Consider the following 17,985-nt stretch of genomic DNA (forward strand, 5'->3'; position numbering starts at 1 on the left):
CAATCTAGTAACCGACTTATTTATAAAGTAACGCCTGTTTTAAAAATGGCCATTTCTTTAAAATCATTTTTTTCGTTATTTACAAGCTCTCCGCTAGAAACCCCGATCATGTACTCAATAAAGCTTTCTAACGTAGCTTCTTCTGTGTCACCTTCAACCAGTACCCCTCCATTAAAATCAATCCAGTGCGGCTTCTTGTTATAAAGAGCGGTGTTTGTAGAAATTTTTATAGTGGGCACAAACGTTCCAAACGGCGTTCCTCGTCCCGTTGTAAACAGTACAATATGACACCCTGAAGCCGCTAAAGCAGTTGAGGCAACTAAATCATTTCCAGGAGCACTTAGTAAATTTAAACCGTTAGTTTGTAAGCGATCTCCGTAATTTAACACGTCTACGACTGGGGCCGTGCCTGCTTTTTGAGTACAGCCAAGTGATTTATCTTCTAACGTTGTAATGCCGCCTGCTTTATTGCCGGGAGAAGGATTTTCATACACCGGCTGTTTATGATTGAGAAAATACGTTTTAAAGTCATTAACCAGATGAACAATTTTATCAAATGTTTGTTCATCAACAGCTCTTTCCATTAGCAGGGTTTCTGCACCAAACATTTCAGGTACTTCTGTTAAAACTGTTGTGCCTCCTTGAGCAATGAGCCAGTCAGAGAATTTACCGAGCAGCGGATTTGCTGTAATACCAGATAATCCATCTGACCCACCGCATTTAAGACCTACTTTCAGCCTGGAAATATCAACGTCTTCTCTTTTATCATCTTTAGCAGCAGCATAAATTTCTTTTAACAAAGTGACTCCTGCCTCAATTTCATCCTCGACGTCTTGAGATTGTAAAAACTTCACTCTGCTTTCATCAATTGTACCTAGCGCTTGTTTAAATTCTGTTAAGCTATTATTCTCACATCCAAGCCCTAATACTAATACGCCTCCAGCATTTGGATGCTGTACCATTCTCGTAAGCATGGTTCTTGTATTAAGGTGATCATCACCGAGCTGAGAACATCCGTAATTGTGTTTTAAAACGGTTACATGTTCAAAAGGCGAGATATCACCTATTTCTTTTTGAAACTGTTTAATCATTTGTTCGGCTATACCATTTACGCACCCTACCGTTGGAATAATCCAAAGCTCATTTCTAATTCCAATGTCTCCGTTTTTGCGGCGATATCCTTTAAACGTTAGCGATTGTTTTTTTTCTTTAGGAGCTGCTAACTTTTGATGAAATTCATATTCGTTAACATTATTTAAATTTGTTTTTGTGTTATGCGTATGCACCCATTCACCAGGTGAAATAGAGTGCGTCGCATGCCCGATTGGAAAACCATATTTTATAATGTTGCCGCCCGCTGAAATTGGCGTAAGAGCTATTTTATGGCCCCTTTTTACTTCTTCTTTTAGAGAAATTTCTTTTCCATCAACCATAAGGTTCTCTTGTGCTAAAAAATCTCGTAAAGCTACTGCTACATTATCTTCCTCATGAATACGAATTACTTCTTTCATATGCTTCACCTCTTACTGTTTAGTTGCGGTTACATAGAGAATTTCTTTTATTGCCTGTTTCATTCCGAGAGTTTCAATGGCTAAGACTCCATTTGTTACGGCTTCTGTTAAGCTAGGAATCGTATTTAAATTCTCTCCCCAATGCTCTTTATATCCCAGTACTTCTTTTACAATGTAAGAAATGCTTTTTTCAGTACCGTCAAACGTATTCCAAAGAGATTCATACATTTCTAGAACTGCAGGGTCATCTGATAGTTCAATTTTTTCTCCTTCTCTTTTTCCTTTATAAAAAGAAATGAGGGCACTGAGAGAAAATGTAAGCAAAGCCGGCAGCGCTCCTTGCTTTTCAACGTACTCTTTAAGAGTTGGGATGTTTCGCGTTTTAAACTTTGTCATGCTGTTCAAAGAGATGCTCATTAATGCGTGGTGGATAAACGGATTTTGAAAGCGTTCTAATGCAGATTTAGCAACTGGCAAAGACTCTTCTTCCGAAACTGGTAAACTAGGAATAATTTCTTCATACAGACACTTTCGAATAAACGTTCCGATTACATCATCTTCGACTGCTTCTCTGACCGTATTTAGTTCCGCTAAATACGCAACAGGCATCATAGCAGTATGAATCCCATTTAAAATTCTGACTTTCTGCAGCGCATATGGTGCAATGTCGTCCACAAATTTCACATGTAAACCAGCTTCTTCCGCGGGAAACTCTTCTTTTACCCACTCAGGTCCCTCAATAACCCATAAGTAAAATGGCTCTGCGATCACAAAAAACTCATCTTCATAACTCAGTTCATTGAGCAGATTTTCATCGTTTGGATAACCTGGCACAATTCGGTCAACAAGCGTGCAGCAAAAAGCATTTGCTTCGTGTATCCATTCGGTAAACTTTTTCTCTAAATTCCATTTGTCGGCATAGCGCAATACCATTTTCTTTAACAAATCCCCGTTTCGCTCCACTAATTCACAAGGAAGGATAATAAGTCCCTTTGTTGGATCTCCTTGAAAAGCTTGAAACCGCTTATATAGAAATGCCGTAACTTTACCAGGAAAACTCGTTTGCGGTGCATGTTCCAAGCGGTCTTCTTCTAAAAATGCGATACCTGCTTCTGTTGTATTAGAAATAAGAAATCTTAGCTCTTCTTTCTCCGCTAATTGCATATACGCCTCATAATCTTCATATGGATTTAGACCTCGGCTAATAGATTCAATTACTTCATGTTCTTTGACTGCTTTACCGTCTTGAATTCCTTGAAGAGAAACCGTAAACAAACCGTCTTGCTCATTCAATTTACCTGCATTTCCCGTAATTCTCGGATTGACAGCTACTATACTGCCTTTAAATGCAGTGCGTTTGTTCATTTGATGAATTTGCCAATCAGCAAACCCTCTTAGAAATACGCCTTCTCCAAACTGCAGTACTTTTTCTGGGTATATACGTGTGTTAGCTTGCATCTGACGGTTTAACTTCATGTTAGCATCTCCTTTTTTGCACACATTAACATTGTTATTTTTATAGCTTTTTATATTGTTTTATTTCTTAAAAATGTTAACGTTAACATTTTTGGGCCGGTTATACTAAATAACCGGCTACATAGATGAGCGTGACTTTACAGACTGGCGAACCATTAATTCGGTATTAATTAAAACTTTATTTTGCAGCATCTTTTTGTCATCTTTGTCCATTAATGATAAAACTGCTTCTGCTCCGGTCATGCTGATTTTCTCGATTGGTCTTTTAACGGTTGTGAGTGAAGGAGTGGTGTATTTGGCTAATTCAATATCATCAAATCCAATAATTGAGATATCACTCGGTACGTTTAGCCCAGACTCGAATGCGGCGTTCATAGCACCGATTGCCATATCATCATTTGAACAAAAAACAGCAGTAGGCGGCTGCTTTAACCTTAACAGTGCTTTCATTCCTTCATATCCGCTTTGCATATCGTAATTTCCTTGAATCATATACTCTTGGCGAATGGAAACATTGTGATCAATTAACGAGTTAAGAAATCCTTCCTTACGCTGTTGAGTTGATTTAAAACCTTCTATTCCTTCTATGATTGCAATATGCCTGTGACCTAATTCAATCAAATATTCGCCGGCTTTGTAGGCTCCTTCTTTGTCATTTGACAAAATATTAATAATCGATGAATCGTCAACTTGACGGTTGAGCACAATCAACGGGATGCCTTTTTCTACTACGTTATATATAAAAGCGTTATCACGGTCGCTTTGACTCATTAAAATAATCGCATCAAAGCGTTTATTGTTGATGTACGTATAATCATCATAATCGTCAATGCCTCTTACAAATAAATTATACTGAACATCAATTACTTTACTTACCCCTCTAATACTATCTACTAAAAAACTTGGTGACGTACCGTTTGCCATGCTCGTAAAAAACAATCCAATTGTATGAGATTTTTGAAGCACTAAATTTTTCGCATGATAATCAGGAATATAGTTAAGCGTATTTGCAATCTCTAAAATTTTCTTTTTTGTTTTTTCTTTAATAAGCGGACTATTGTTTAATGCACGTGAAACCGTTGTATGTGATACGTTTGCTAGTTTTGCAATATCCTTAATTGTAACACCCATTTCATTTACCTTCCTTTAATGAATCAGTATCGATTTTTATTATAAGGATATCACAAGTTAGTAGGAATAATAAGCAAATGGTGAATGTTATGACAGTTTTGACTAAGACCTAGCATGAATATCTTGGACAATCTCCGCGTGTTTCTTATCCGTTAGCTTATACATAAAACCAATAATCACTGCAGCAATGGATAAAGCAATAGCAGGATATAGTAACAGCAAACTTTTAATTCCCACTAATGTACCTGCCTTTTGTGCCACGTTTGGGATATACCCAACTAACCCTAAACCAATACCTGATAAGAAGCCGGATAGCGACTGAGCAAGCTTTCGAGAAAAGTTGAACAATGAATACGTTGTGCCTTCTTTTCTTTCGCCTGTTTTCCATTCACCATAATCAATAATATCTGATACAAATGCCCATGTAATCCCGTTAGGAATGCTGATACCTATAAAGGCAATACTTGCTAAAATCGTAAAAATTATGACGTTAGAAGGCATAAAGAAATTTACTGTGTCCGCTGCAATACTGATTCCTAAGCCAATCATTGCAGCTTGCTTTTTTCCAAATCGGCTAACAAGCTTTGGCAGCATAATGACTCCTAGAAAGGATGAACCAATAATAATAAAGTTCATGTAAGCCATCAATTTAACATTTCCTAAATTATACTGTGCAAAGTAAATAAGCATAGCTGATTTAATATTGTAAGCTGAAATGGTAAATACCGTCATAAACACTAAAATTAAAAGAGGTTTGTTACTTACAAACGTTTTAAAAATAGACTTAACTGATAGTTTTTCTTTTGGACTCTCTTTTACGACAATGCGTTCTTTGCAATTGCGATAGCATACATAAAAAGCGATGATGCCAATGACCGACATAATTCCCATGACAACGGGATAACCGATTTTTTCATTTGGAAATAACAGAATGAGCGGTACAACAGCAATGCTGGTTACAAACAGTGCACCTAATGATCCTGTTTGACGAAAAGCAGCAAGAGACGTGCGATCAGAAGTATTTTGAGTCATGGATGCGCCTAGCGATCCGTATGGAATATTGACAAATGAATAGCCAATTCCCCAAATCATATAAGAAGTGTACGCATAAATTAATTTACCCGCCGGTGAAAGATTTGGCGAAATAAACGTGAGTACGGTTAAAATGGCTAACACCATACTTCCGAATAGTAAATACGGCCGGAATTTTCCTTTAGCTCCGATGTTTTTTCGGTAATCAATGGACGAACCAACAATGGGATCACAAACTGCTGCAAATAACTTACTTACTAGAAAAATCCCTCCCGCAGCCGCGGCAGGGATGCCTGCCACATCTGTAAAGAACTTCAACAAATAAAGCTGCCCTAAATCAAACATGAAACCGTTACCAAAATCACCCATACCATAAGATATTTTTTCTTTTACACTAAGATTTTTCTTTTCTACTTTTATTTCAACCTTTCTTTCTGTTGCCACAACACTCATGGTAATCCCCCTTCTCCCCTTGCAATTCTTTAAACTATTTTGCCCCTTTATTTTTGCAGCGTATAGGCTGGGAAGCTAAAGTAGTCTTTAGCATTTTCATAACATATTCCTTTTACAATTTGCTCAAGTAGCTGTTGGTCATTAGGTACTTCCCCTTCTTCTACCCACGTACCAATTAAGCTGCATACTAGTCTTCTGAAATATTCATGCCTTGTATACGAAAGAAAACTTCGGGAATCTGTTAACATACCGATAAACCGACTAAACAACCCAACATTTGATAACGCTTTCATTTGTTCTAACATACCTTCTCGTTGATCATTAAACCACCAAGCCGTGCCAAGCTGCAGCTTGCCAGGAATACCGTCTCCTTGAAAGCTGCCAATTATACTTGCTAATACATAATTATCTTTTGGATTTAACGAATATAAAATCGTCTTTGGCAAACTATTTTGTACGTCCATTTGATCAAGAAGCTGTACGAGAGGCTCTGCCACTTGTCCGTCATACATCGAGTCATACCCTGTATCTGGACCTAACTGACGAAACATTTTGGTGTTATTGTTTCTAAGAGCATGAAGGTGAAATTGCATTGCCCAACCTAGCTCATTATACAGCTTCCCTAAAAAGATTAACGTATATGACTTGTATTTACTTTCTTCTTCAGTACTTACGCCTTCACCTTTTAAGGCTTTTAAGAAAATCTCCGAAACTTCTTCTTTCGAAGTCTTCGTATATACCATTTTATTTAGTGCGTGATCAGATAAACGCCCTCCCATGGAATGAAAAAAACGAGCTCGACTTTCAAGAGCTTTTAACAAATCCTCATAGGTGTGAATGGAGCGGTTTGAACAATCTTGCAACTTTGCAATCCAGCTCTTAAACCCTTCTTGGTTGATTTCAAGCCCTTTATCCGGACGAAAACTTGGAAGTACTTGGGTCTCAAAACCTTGGACATCTCTTAGTTTCATATGATACTCTAATGAATCTGTTGGGTCATCCGTTGTACAGATAACTTTTACGTTAGAACGTGTAATAAGATCTCTTGCACCAAACTTACCGCTGCGTAATTTCTCGTTTGCTTTTTCCCAAATAAACGGTGCCGTCTGTTCATTTAATATCTCATCAATATTAAAAAAACGCTTTAACTCTAGATGCGTCCAATGATATAGTGGATTCCCAATCGTCATCGGAACTGTTTTAGCCCACGCGAGAAATTTTTCATAGTCACTCGCTGATCCTGTTATCTTTTCTTCTTCAATTCCGTTCGCTCTCATCAGTCTCCATTTATAGTGATCTCCATCTAGCCAAACGTTAGTTAACGTTTTAAACTGTTTATTCTCATAAACTTCCTGCGGGTTTAAGTGGCAATGATAATCAATAATCGGCATATCTTTTGCGTAAGTATTATACAAGTGTGCTGCTGTTTCATTTGTTAATAAAAAATGGTCATCCATAAACTGTTTCATTTCTACCTACTCCTTTACTTTTTTGTTAACGTTAACAAAATTTTATATGAGGATAAATAATCTTATTTATAGATAACTATTTTAATAAGATATAATCTTCAACAACAAAGATGTTAACGTTAACATTTTATTTAATTCTATTACTTATTTCTAAATTTTACAACAATTTATCTTTATATTTTTTCGATTTTTTTCTTTTCTTGTTTTCATATACTGATTCTTTAATTTTAAAAACACGATTTCTGACATGATTCCATAAGAATTAAAGCAAATTTTTTTACATAGAGCTTATAAGGTTACTAAGACGAATAGCTATCTTTAATGCTATAATTAGCGTCGGATGCGAAAGGAAAAAATATCACTACAAGCATTTAAATCATACATAGCCGCTCCACCTTGTTTTCGTATCATTTAAAATAAAGGAATTTTAAAGAGAAAAGTGAATAGTATAAACATGCACTTTATTTACTATCTCTTTTTAATTTTCATATATTCATTGCTTTTAAAGGAGAGGATATCATACCAGGAGCCACAAGCATGGTCGTAATCGGGATTACTGCCTTAATTGTATTTGGACCAAGTAAATTGCCGGACATAGGACGAGCATTTGGACATTCCCTGCGAGAATTTAAAAATGCAGCAGAAGGAATTATACAAGATGACGACAAAAAAACTCCAGAGGATACCACTAAAGATAAAGAGGAAAAAGCCTAATTTTTATTTAAATGAAAGTTATACAGACTAAAAAAGCCCACTTTTAACGTGCAGTGGGTTTCTTTTTTGATGTATGATAGTAAAAAATAGTAAAGAAAGAGGGTAACTTTTTGTTTAAATCGAAACTGCATTTTTGGACATTAGAACTATTAATGATTGCTTTACTGATTTACATTTGTAAACATATTTCGTTTGTTTTTCTACCAATCGGTGTGTTTATCTCCACTTTGTTTTTTCCTATTCTTGTAGCTGGTTTTCTTTTCTTTTTATTCGAACCAATTGTGTCATTTCTCACAAGAAAAAAAGTGCCAAAAACACTGGCCATTTTACTATTATACGTTGTTTTTATCGGCGTAATTGCTTCTATTGTGGGCGGTGTGGGACCTACCTTATCTAAACAATTAACTGATTTGGCTAAGAATATTCCGTCTTACATTGTAGAAACGAGAGAGTACATAAATGATTTATCTAACTCAAGATGGTTTAACTGGCTGGTTGAACAAAAATATGTGTCGCTCGATCATATTGAAGAGTCACTTTTAAACTACGCGTCTACTTTACCTACGAATCTCACAAACAGTATTTCATCTGTTTTAAGCGTCGTAACAAATATTACTCTTACGGTTGTAACCGTTCCTTTCATTCTTTTTTATATGCTCAAAGACAGCCATAAACTTCGTAAAAATACGCTGCGTATGGTTCCTGCTTCTTATCGAAAAGAAACGTTACGTACAATGAAAGAAACAACAAATACGCTAGCTACTTATATTCAAGGCCAAATGCTCGTTTGTTTGTTTGTCGGTATTAGTACATTCATTGGTTACCTCATCATCGGGTTGCCTTATGCATTAATACTCGCACTAATAGGAGCCCTTACTAATATTATCCCGTACGTCGGCCCTTTTATTGGCGTAGCACCCGCTTTAATCGTAGGCTTATTATACTCTCCTACAAAAGCGATATTAGTAATTATCGTCGTCGTAATCGTTCAACAGCTCGATGGGAACATTATTTCTCCGCTGGTAATTGGAAAGAAATTAAACACTCATCCTTTAACGATTATTATTTTATTGCTTGTTGCGGGTAATATTGCAGGAATACTCGGAATGATCTTAGCGATTCCGGCTTATGCTGTAACAAAAACAATTGTGATAAATATTGTAAGAATGATTCAATTCAGAAACAAATCTATCAAGTTATAAAATGCAAAGGCAATACAATAAAAGGACCTTCTCTTGAAGGTCCTTTTATTATTCCATAGGTTCAGCATTCACACACCATAAGATGATTTCCATCTGGATCTTTAAATATAAACCAGTGATCGTGTTCAATTCCTGTCGTTAGCTCTACTTTTTTCTGTTTCATATACTCATAAGCTTCTTTGATATCGTTTGTATTCAAATGAAAAGCCGGTGTTTTAAAAAGCGTATTTTTTGAATAAGTTTTGCTATCTAATACAATTCCTGTTCCATTCATAGGTATCACATATAAATGATCATATAAAATGTCTCCATCTACCGGCAAACCTAGCACGTCACAATACCAGTCTCGTGCTTTTTGTATATCTTCTACAGGAATAAAAATCGTGCCTACTTCATTTAATATAGGGTTCATTCATGACCTCCAGGATATGTTTAGTAGTTTTAGAAAGTATTCTCTTTTAACCGCTGATATCCTTTTATTTTAAATTGCTTGCTATTCATCCAGTAAACTCCGCAGCAGAATTAGCAGTCTTGCGAACAGAGTTACCCTCCTTACATAAGCTACGCAGCAAATGTATATACTTCATGACCAAATTTAGATTACGAAAAAAGAAAATAAGAAAATCCCCCCCTTCGCCCCCTTTGCACGTGTATAATGAAAAATAGACTATAGATAGTAGCCGTCTTTTGTTTGTGGCATCGAACTTTCGTGCATTACAATAGATTTAAAGCTACTATCCAACTAAGGATTAAAATGACTAACTTAAGATTAAGGAGGTTAGATGTGTATGGATTATTCATCTTTACTCATACGCGAAGTCATTGATAGAGTATCTAAATTACGCCTCTTATCCGTTTATAACGAAAGTATAAAAGGTGATTTAGAGAGCACCATCCTCCCTCTTTATCAGCAGCACTTTGAAAATAAAGATGTAAACGAAGCGTTGAGGATTTTAAAAAAAGACTTTCTCAATCGTACGAAACGCAGATGGTTAGATGCTGCTATACGCGACTATGAGCAAAAAAAGCCCAAGAAGAATAAAGAGCTGATTGGGGAATACAGAGCGCTAACAGCTTATTATAAAACAAACGGAAAAGAACTCTTTTGCAAACAGTTTGAAAACATACCGTCTCCGGAAGAAGTCATTAATAAACGAATTGATATCCTACGTGAATGGAGTCAAGAAGATAGCTTCTTCTTAACTGATTATCCTTATATTCATCAAAAAACCAAAACGCAGCGAGAAAAAGCAATTCATACGGATATATCTATTATTATTGGGCTGACTATACTGGACCCTAGCTTCCAAAACGGAAACCATAGTATTATTGAAAGCCCTTTTTCAACTGTAGAGAACCCTTTTTTCTCTAACTCAAGAGCAAAGCTTCTCGTCGAGCAACCCCTATTAGAGAAAGAAGGAAAAGAATATTTCTTAAGTACTTATAACTCTGAAGACGGGACAGATTACGAATTGTTAATAGAAAAAGAATACGCTGAAGAAAATGGAAATAAAATTAGTGATTTAGATCGGTTTGATTATAAAGTGTTTTTAGAGATCATGAGCCAACGCGACGAGTTGTTCGCTACACAAAAAATCATTAATGTAAAGATTGGTGACCTTGTGAAAGCACTTTATAAAACAGACAGTAAGCGCAATTACCAGATGATAGAAGAAAGAATTACAAAAATGAAGCACTACAGCATGTCAAAAGTACAGCATAATAAGACAATTGCCTATGGTATTTTTGACTTTGTGGATATTACTACGATGCCAAACGGAACGCGAATTGCTGAAATTCACGTCAATGAAGTGATATATAGAGACTATATTCAACGCCAAACGGTGCGTATTTACAAAAATAAAGTAGAAAAATTAAGTTTAGACGCCGCTTACCATTTGCTATTCGTTATGCAAAAAGAGCGTCTCATTTGCTATGAAACAAAATCTTCATACAATGTCACAAGAGATTATTTATATTTTTCGACAAGAGTCCGCTTTCGAAAGAGACGTAAAAAAGAAAACCTTGTCGAAATTGAAACAGCCTTAGATGAGCTAGTCGAACAAAAACTAGCTGTCCAATCTTATAAAAGAGTGGGCCAAGTGTTTCAGATCACCTTTATTCCTGTGGGAGAAAGTGAAGTAAAAGACTTATTAGCCGGTGATTACGAATATGCTCCCCTTTCTATCTATCAAAACGTAACAAGCTCTATAGGCTAAAAAAAGAATGCTCTTATGATCTTTATAAGAGCATTCTTTTTATCTGCCTACCATTAGTTACTGCATTTTTTGCTCCACATTTCCGTGCAAAAGTGTTTTTTTGCTCCAATTCTCCATATAAACATACTATTTCCCCTGCTGATATAGTTATTAAACTTCACCTTCCCTATCATTTTGTGAACTTTTTGTGTCTAAAAGAAGTGTTATAGCTAATTTTTGCTCCAGGTTCCCGTGCAAAAGTGTCGTTTTTCTTTCTATACTGCATTTACTATAAGTTTGGCTCCAATCTTCCGTGCAAATATGCCACTTTTACATAATTTTTCTTGAGACAGCGACTTTCCCCCTTCGTTTTCTGCATTTTTTGCTCCAAATCTCCGTGCAAAAGTGTTTTTTGCTCTAGATTTCCGTGCAAACATGCCACTTTTTTAAAAAAGCGCGATTTTTTCTGCAAATGTTCATTTATTCTTTGTAAAAATGTGAACTTTCTGTGTCTAAAAAAGGGCATTTTTTTGTTTTATGTCCCTATTTTCCGTGCAAATGTGTCACTTTGTTGCCCAAATCTTTATTTTTATCATTTTTGCTCCTATTCTCCGTGCAAATATGTCATTTTTACATCAAATTTTTTTTTGAATTTGTCACATTACGTGTATTTCATCCGTCATAATACGACATTTGTCTTAAGAATGCTGTTTTATCAACGTTTATGAAATGTAACGCTATTTTTGCTCCACATCTCCGTGCAAATATGTCACCTTGTAAATAGATGTCTCGTCCCTTGGTATCACTAGTCTTTTAAAAAAATGCACCATTTTTCCGTGCAAATATGTCATTTTACAGCCTATATGACTGTGTCTATACTGTAAAAGATGACGTATATAGTTTTGGAAAGGAGGTAACTACATGAGTATACAAAAGCTGGCACTAAAACGGCACACTCTGATAGCAAACAAGCTGCTGATTGTCATGAGTGGTTTAAATAGAGAGACGAAACGAGACAACGGCTATTACTATGAAAAACATTCATTTGGTCTAGCAAAAAACTTTGTAAACATAAAGTGGACGGGTTCTCTGATGAAGCAAATTTTAGCTTACGTAGCCAAATGTAACAGCCAAGGTCATATTTCAATTATTTCTGAGCAAGAACTGGCTAATACAATCCAATGTTCCGTTCGGACCGTTCAAAATAATAATAAGCTTTTAGAAGACTATGACATCATTCGCTGGGATCGTTTATGGGGAGACTATATTCAAGTTTCTTTAAACAACTATTTAGAGGATTTTTTAGATTTACATATAAAAGAAGCTGCTGATGCTCAAAACATATCATATACTCCGGAAATGCTTGATAAAGATCACAATACATATACTTCAAAAGGTGGTTACACTTCTGTTTCAATGGAAGTGATTTATCAATTGCTGGCTATCAAAAATATTAACATGCTGCGCCTGGCTTTACGTGCTTTGTATGTATACGAATCTGATGTAAACGTAAAGAAAGATTCAGAAGCCCTTTTATCTTACACCGAGGTAAAACACATTCTTCCGAAATACATTGGCTATAAAGCTGCTATTAAAGAAATGGCTAGTAAATTAAGTAAAATTTTCCGTATCGATGTACTAGAAAAAGATGATTGTGTCAAAACATTATTAGAAGAAAAGCAGCCAAGAAAATCGATTATTGAAAAAATCAAGGATGGTTTTATTTTAAGTTTCAATTTAACTGGTGCTCATGATAGTAAAAAACAAAAAGAAATCGAAAAAATCCGTGGAGAGCATGCATTTGCTCAGTTTAAGAATTTCTTTAAATCTTTTGGCCATTATTCTATTAAAAAAGAAGATATTCATTCCATTGTGCATGAGTTCGGTTTAGATATAATCGAAAAATCATTAACGTCCGTTCAGCGTTACCTACAACAAACTTACATAGAAGAAAGTATGGATGCATTTCGCCCTCTTGTGCATGAAATGGAGTCAAACTTCTTTACGTATATCCGCAAAATTGCCAACGGGTATTATCAGGCAAAAATTAACGCTCTATAATACTCTTTTTTGTTATGCCTTTTTTTCCTCATCTCTACTCTATTTCCCTCCTACTCTTCTTTTCTCTTTAACTTACTAAAACATATTTGTCTCTCAGCTATAATAAATCTCTTTAAATGATAATGATTTTCGTTTTCATGAAAAAAATCAACTAAATGAACAAAAAATACAATAAATAAACGTTATTTTCCGATCGACTGCGTAGAAAATATAGCTGTTATAAAAAAATCCTATATTTTTTCGTGAAAATTCTTGTAGTAATCTGCAGTTTTTTTGATTGCTTCATTCCCTATAACCTCAGTCAGCAGAAGGCTTTTGTCCATATAAGTTTTAGCAATGTTTATAATTTCTTTAATTTCTTTTTAATCTCTTATAAATGTATAGTAATTTCTATAAAATAATGAGCAGCAAATAAATAACATTTTTTATACATAGAGACATTAAGCTCATATACAAATTGTAATCATAAATTGCTTTAGTTTAATGATCATCAAATATAAAAACAGGATTTACAGCTTTTTTCTCTTCAAATAAAAAACACACAAAATTTGGAGATTTGTTTTGTGTGTTTTTTACTCATTCAAGCTATATAGGTTAAGAGCTTTTACATATTTTAAGGCAAGTCATTTAATTAGTTGGAGTTTAAATGATTTCTATCTACGGCTGCCGGTGGTGTTTCCATCCAGCCGTTTTCCATCATAATATCCGCTGCATCTTTTACAAACCTCGAGATATTTGTCATTGATTTTCCATATTCGATTTGTTTTTAGGTCGGTCTTTTCTATTTTATCTATTCTTACACTTTTGATTTAACATTATTAGGTGAGAAATGCAGGTTTTCAGTATTTCAATCTATAGTCGGACCTATTCGCTGTTTGTTTCCGTGCTTAACCTGTACGTTGACCTTCACGTTTATTGAGTCTTTTGTTAGAGGAATGGCCCCGTTGCTTTGAACAGCTTTCCATTTACGCAGTTCTTTTTTGTAAAGAACATGAGAAAGCCTGTAAACATCGCTGTTTATACTTAAGCCTTGCGCGTATGTTTCAATAATTTGTTTCTTAATTTTCTGTTCAGCTTCTTTTTTTATAGTTGATAGTTTTTCGTGCTGCGGCATAACTAAAATCGTTGCTTTTGCCCGAACTTTTATATTAAAGGTTAGATTACTACCTTTTAGAACAGGTTCGATCTTTACTTTTTTCTTGTCTACCACAAGATCAATATCGGAATGATCAGGTAGCCTTACCCGTAAACCAGCTCGTACAAATTCATCAGTTATCCATCTAAGCCCTTTGATTTTACTTTCAGAAAAAACTCCTTTTAATTCAGATGATGTAATAGCCACTGCTCCGTTTACTTGAATAGCTGTTTCACTTTTTTGATCCGTTGTTAAATGTTCTTTAGTCTGAACTAAAGGGATGTTTACTTCGTGACTTGGTTCATTAAGATGGATAATGAGCTCTCTTAAATCAACTGGTGGAATAAAGGAGTTTTGCTTGAAAATCACTTTAGGATCGCTCAAGCGAGAAAGAGCATTCGATACTTCGAACATCGGCGTAGCTAACAGCGTTTTTTTCAAAGGGCTTTTCGTAGCATACATCCAAATGTTATATCTCGTTTCCCGATAACGATCTAAAAAGTCCACCGCAGATTTGACAGCACCATGCTTTAACGCATCGTCCGTTAGAACAAGGAAAGCTAAGTGCCCAAAAAAGATTCTGCGCTGAGAAATTTGATAATATCTAAAAATAGCTTCATCAATGGTTTTTCCTGTTGCGTAGCCAACTTCTACTTTGACTTGACCCGCGCCAGCACCGCTTGCCTCAGATTTTGCCAATAAACTTAAATTGATTGTCTGCAGGTAAAGAACGTAACGATTATCTTTAAAATCTACCCCCATTCCCTGTGCGTATACCATTTGTTCCGGTTCATTCGTATCCCAGCACCCCGAAAGAAACAATAAAAAAGAGCTCATAGCAAGTATAAGTAAGTTCCTTATGGTCCTTTTCACTAACTTCCTCCTTCTTCGCGGGTGGAATCGTTTGGGTTAAGCATACTAGCTCTCGTTGCTTTTTTACTTTCGGGCAGGCGGAAGAGAGATTTTAAAATATTTTTCGCATCTAATCGGGTTGCTAATTCGAAATATGGCACACCAAACGTTCGAATGTTTGTAATATAGATCATGACTAAAAAGATGGAAATAAAAAAGCCAAAAAAACCTAAAATGCTAACACAGATAATACTAAAAAAGCGGATCAGTGAAATTGTTCCTATAAGGGACTGATTTGCTAGCGTAAAGGTAGCAATCGTAGAGCCTGCAATGACAACCAGCATGGCAGGACTTGTTAAACCGGCTCTAATGGCTGCATCACCGATAATAAGCCCTCCGATTACACTGAGTGTCTGCCCGACAGAAGTCGGGAGTCTAAACCCTGCCTCTCGAAACAATTCAAATAAAAGGAGCATTAATATTGCTTCAAGAGAGGTAGGAAACGGGACACCTCTTCTTGCTTCAACAATCGTAGCTAATAAGCTGAGAGGAAGCTGATTTTGATGAAAAGCCGTCATTGCAACCCAAAAACCGGGCAAAAAAGCAGCGATAGAAAGCCCGAAGATTCGAAGAATACGCTCAAAAGAGCTGTATAAATATGTATTTTCTTTATCCTCAGATCCTTTTAATAAGTAAAAAAGGTTAATAGGTGTAACATACGCATATGAAGTGCCATCAATTAATATAATGAACCGGCCATTTAACAGAGATTGAACCGCAAAATCAGGCCTCCCTGTATAAGCGTGGCGAGGAAAAAAGCTATACGGATTTTTATTAATGAGCTCTTCTAGCTGTGTTCCGCTGAAAATACCGTCGATATCGATATTCCCTAACTTCTCCATAATTTCGTCAAGTATCTTCTTGTCAGCTACGTCTTCCATGTATAAAATGCTTACTTTTGTTTTTGTTCGTTTTCCAATTTCTAAAGATTTTGTTAACAAGGAAACCGATTTAAGACGCTTACGAATTAAAGCAATATTCACAGGTAAGTCTTCAATAAAATTATCTCTAGGACCCAATATGGTTACTTCATTTTTCGTTTCTTCTGGACTTCTTTGAGGACGGTCAGAAATATCGATAGACACAACAGCGTTCGGTAATCCAAAATCAATGAATAATTTCCCAGAAAAAATTTCCGAAACTGCCTGTTCTTCATTTTGAACGATAGAAACTGAGGGAAGGTTTAATAATTTTATGATCTGGTCTCCTTCTACTTCCCCCTCTAGCTTAGCGCAGCATTCTTCTAATCTTTTAGGGATCATTCCATATAGCATTTCCGTACTCACTAAACCGGTACAATAAATCATAAGCACTCGTTTGTTATAAAAATAAACGGTCTCGAAGTTAATATCGCCGCATTTTCCAAATAAATCTCTTAACGTACGCTCATTGATGATCTGAGAACGAGAAGAACTTTCTTTTAAAAGACTTTCGCTCTCTTGTTTTTTAGAGCTGTAGTCTTTTTGCTTCTTAAAAAATTCCACTTTTATCCCTCCTTGTTTTATGAGAAATTAGAAAGACTATGACTACTAAGAAAAGAGAAAAAGCAACAAACAGCCAGAAAGTAGCCGGTATGATTGTAAAAAATAAAAGATTTGAAAAAGTAAAGTCTGTTATAGGAGCCAGCGTGCATACAGTGATAACCACTAAAATGAGTAAAAGAAACCTTTTGTGGCCTTTTTGAAATGGAACTAATTCTTTCATAATAAAAAGAAAGGTCGAAATGCGGATGAAGGTACCCGACAGCCACTGATAAATAGATAAAAAGTCGATATGCTCTATAAACTTTCCAAGTGATGCAATTCCCCATTCTTCATAGGGAGGGAAACGTTGCTTAGAGGCTTCTACAGGACCAAATTCAGTAATTGCCCCAATAAGAGGCCCAATTGTAAGGCCCGTTAAGAGAATTCCTGCCACCGCTAAATGCTTATAGCGTATAGGCTGCGGTACTTTGTGCTGCAAGAAAAGCAGCAGCAGCAGCTCTACCATCCCTGATCCTTGAAATACAATACTTTTAATAACCGGAAAATAGCCATTTTCTAAAACAGGCTGCAATAAAGAATAATCTTTAAATTGAAAGTTTGTAAAAGAAACAAAAAAACCTAATAGTACAATAAAAAATAAAAGAAACACGTTTACAACACTAATCGTTCTCATGCTCGTAGCGGCAAGTAAGCAACAGGTAAAACCAAATAGTAAAACGAGTATAATTAAAGGTGTTCGCTGAAGAAAAATAATATTGATCCACGTAATCGTCTCTCGTAAGGTGGCAATTTCCATAATGGTCAAATAAGCGATTATAAGAAAAATAACAACGTTGGTAAATGACTTATTCATATGTTTTTTCATCCATTGAAAAAGATGTTCGCCGTTTGTTTTTTTATTTACATATACAAGTAAAGGAACCCATATGAGTGTTAAAAGACAAGTAAGAAGAACGGTGATCCAAGCATCGCGCCCTGCCGTTTTAATTAATGGAGATATAAGCATCACATGAGTTTTTAAGCCAATAAACGTCATCGAAAGAAGGATCAGCTGAAAAACAGAAATTGAGTCTGACTTATTCATGGTAACCACTCCTTCTCTCCGGTAAATTTACTACTGGTAGCTTATCCTAAATTTCTCATAATATAATGGAGAATCATTATTCACAAAATAAAAAAGAGCTGTTTTATACGTCAAATTTCTCAC

General features: G+C 35.7%; 14 protein-coding genes. 4 read left to right on the forward strand and 10 right to left on the reverse strand.

What is annotated here, in order from left to right; translation table 11 throughout:
- Nucleotides 1-20 precede the first annotated feature (20 nt).
- The 5 genes from ACWATA_RS14900 to uxaC all read right to left on the reverse strand — a co-directional run bounded on the left by ACWATA_RS14900 (nucleotide 21) and on the right by uxaC (nucleotide 7,072).
- Nucleotides 21-1,511, reverse strand: a complete 1,491-nt coding sequence (locus tag ACWATA_RS14900) for a UxaA family hydrolase (protein WP_034264545.1) — start codon at nucleotides 1,509-1,511, stop codon at nucleotides 21-23.
- Between the two features lie 12 nt (nucleotides 1,512-1,523).
- Nucleotides 1,524-2,987: a tagaturonate reductase gene (locus ACWATA_RS14905; RefSeq protein WP_099330863.1), complete on the reverse strand. Its 1,464-nt coding sequence runs from the start codon at nucleotides 2,985-2,987 to the stop codon at nucleotides 1,524-1,526.
- A 117-nt stretch (nucleotides 2,988-3,104) separates the two neighbouring features.
- Complete coding sequence (locus tag ACWATA_RS14910; protein WP_099330862.1) at nucleotides 3,105-4,118, reverse strand: LacI family DNA-binding transcriptional regulator; 1,014 nt, start codon at nucleotides 4,116-4,118, stop codon at nucleotides 3,105-3,107.
- 102 nt (nucleotides 4,119-4,220) lie between these two features.
- The gene (locus ACWATA_RS14915; RefSeq protein ID WP_099330861.1) at nucleotides 4,221-5,603 is read right to left on the reverse strand and encodes a glycoside-pentoside-hexuronide (GPH):cation symporter; all 1,383 of its coding nucleotides are present in this window, start codon (nucleotides 5,601-5,603) and stop codon (nucleotides 4,221-4,223) included.
- Nucleotides 5,604-5,650: 47 nt separating this feature from the next.
- Nucleotides 5,651-7,072, reverse strand: a complete 1,422-nt coding sequence (gene uxaC, locus ACWATA_RS14920) for a glucuronate isomerase (RefSeq protein WP_099330860.1) — start codon at nucleotides 7,070-7,072, stop codon at nucleotides 5,651-5,653.
- A gap of 519 nt (nucleotides 7,073-7,591) precedes the next feature.
- On the opposite strand from uxaC, the gene ACWATA_RS14925 reads away from it, so the two are divergent.
- Both ACWATA_RS14925 and ACWATA_RS14930 read left to right on the forward strand, forming a co-directional pair.
- On the forward strand, nucleotides 7,592-7,786 hold the full coding sequence (locus tag ACWATA_RS14925; protein ID WP_047751147.1) for a twin-arginine translocase TatA/TatE family subunit: 195 nt from the start codon (nucleotides 7,592-7,594) through the stop codon (nucleotides 7,784-7,786).
- A gap of 110 nt (nucleotides 7,787-7,896) precedes the next feature.
- Nucleotides 7,897-8,988 (forward strand): AI-2E family transporter, encoded by a 1,092-nt coding sequence (locus tag ACWATA_RS14930; protein WP_025751972.1) that lies wholly within the window; start codon nucleotides 7,897-7,899, stop codon nucleotides 8,986-8,988.
- Between the two features lie 61 nt (nucleotides 8,989-9,049).
- Here ACWATA_RS14930 and ACWATA_RS14935 read toward each other — a convergent pair whose 3' ends face one another.
- The gene (locus ACWATA_RS14935) at nucleotides 9,050-9,400 is read right to left on the reverse strand and encodes a VOC family protein (RefSeq protein ID WP_154991442.1); all 351 of its coding nucleotides are present in this window, start codon (nucleotides 9,398-9,400) and stop codon (nucleotides 9,050-9,052) included.
- 376 nt (nucleotides 9,401-9,776) lie between these two features.
- On the opposite strand from ACWATA_RS14935, the gene ACWATA_RS14940 reads away from it, so the two are divergent.
- Together ACWATA_RS14940 and ACWATA_RS14945 are read left to right on the forward strand one after the other, a co-directional pair.
- A complete protein-coding gene (locus tag ACWATA_RS14940) occupies nucleotides 9,777-11,207 on the forward strand; it encodes a hypothetical protein (protein WP_028413700.1) in 1,431 nt (476 codons plus the stop codon).
- 900 nt (nucleotides 11,208-12,107) lie between these two features.
- On the forward strand, nucleotides 12,108-13,247 hold the full coding sequence (locus tag ACWATA_RS14945) for a hypothetical protein (protein ID WP_098626751.1): 1,140 nt from the start codon (nucleotides 12,108-12,110) through the stop codon (nucleotides 13,245-13,247).
- A gap of 631 nt (nucleotides 13,248-13,878) precedes the next feature.
- Here ACWATA_RS14945 and ACWATA_RS14950 read toward each other — a convergent pair.
- The 4 genes from ACWATA_RS14950 to ACWATA_RS14965 all read right to left on the reverse strand — a co-directional run bounded on the left by ACWATA_RS14950 (nucleotide 13,879) and on the right by ACWATA_RS14965 (nucleotide 17,862).
- A complete protein-coding gene (locus tag ACWATA_RS14950; protein ID WP_323874009.1) occupies nucleotides 13,879-14,007 on the reverse strand; it encodes a DUF3231 family protein in 129 nt (42 codons plus the stop codon).
- An 87-nt stretch (nucleotides 14,008-14,094) separates the two neighbouring features.
- The gene (locus ACWATA_RS14955; protein ID WP_228123047.1) at nucleotides 14,095-15,255 is read right to left on the reverse strand and encodes a Ger(x)C family spore germination protein; all 1,161 of its coding nucleotides are present in this window, start codon (nucleotides 15,253-15,255) and stop codon (nucleotides 14,095-14,097) included.
- Complete coding sequence (locus ACWATA_RS14960; RefSeq protein WP_154991443.1) at nucleotides 15,255-16,778, reverse strand: spore germination protein; 1,524 nt, start codon at nucleotides 16,776-16,778, stop codon at nucleotides 15,255-15,257. The genes ACWATA_RS14955 and ACWATA_RS14960 overlap by 1 nt, the downstream gene beginning before the upstream one ends.
- Nucleotides 16,765-17,862 (reverse strand): endospore germination permease, encoded by a 1,098-nt coding sequence (locus tag ACWATA_RS14965; protein WP_473049933.1) that lies wholly within the window; start codon nucleotides 17,860-17,862, stop codon nucleotides 16,765-16,767. The genes ACWATA_RS14960 and ACWATA_RS14965 overlap by 14 nt, the downstream gene beginning before the upstream one ends.
- Nucleotides 17,863-17,985: the final 123 nt, after the last annotated feature.

Source organism: Priestia sp. USM5 (assembly GCF_058323215.1).

Bases quoted from the DNA above. Each gene is read 5' to 3' on its own strand.
- ACWATA_RS14900 (WP_034264545.1), bottom strand. From the start codon at position 1,511: ATGAAAGAAGTAATTCGTATTCATGAGGAAGATAATGTAGCAGTAGCT.
- ACWATA_RS14905 (WP_099330863.1), bottom strand. From the start codon at position 2,987: ATGAAGTTAAACCGTCAGATGCAAGCTAACACACGTATATACCCAGAA.
- ACWATA_RS14910 (WP_099330862.1), bottom strand. From the start codon at position 4,118: ATGGGTGTTACAATTAAGGATATTGCAAAACTAGCAAACGTATCACAT.
- ACWATA_RS14915 (WP_099330861.1), bottom strand. From the start codon at position 5,603: ATGAGTGTTGTGGCAACAGAAAGAAAGGTTGAAATAAAAGTAGAAAAG.
- uxaC (WP_099330860.1), bottom strand. From the start codon at position 7,072: ATGAAACAGTTTATGGATGACCATTTTTTATTAACAAATGAAACAGCA.
- ACWATA_RS14935 (WP_154991442.1), bottom strand. From the start codon at position 9,400: ATGAACCCTATATTAAATGAAGTAGGCACGATTTTTATTCCTGTAGAA.
- ACWATA_RS14940 (WP_028413700.1), top strand. From the start codon at position 9,777: ATGGATTATTCATCTTTACTCATACGCGAAGTCATTGATAGAGTATCT.
- ACWATA_RS14945 (WP_098626751.1), top strand. From the start codon at position 12,108: ATGAGTATACAAAAGCTGGCACTAAAACGGCACACTCTGATAGCAAAC.
- ACWATA_RS14965 (WP_473049933.1), bottom strand. From the start codon at position 17,862: ATGAATAAGTCAGACTCAATTTCTGTTTTTCAGCTGATCCTTCTTTCG.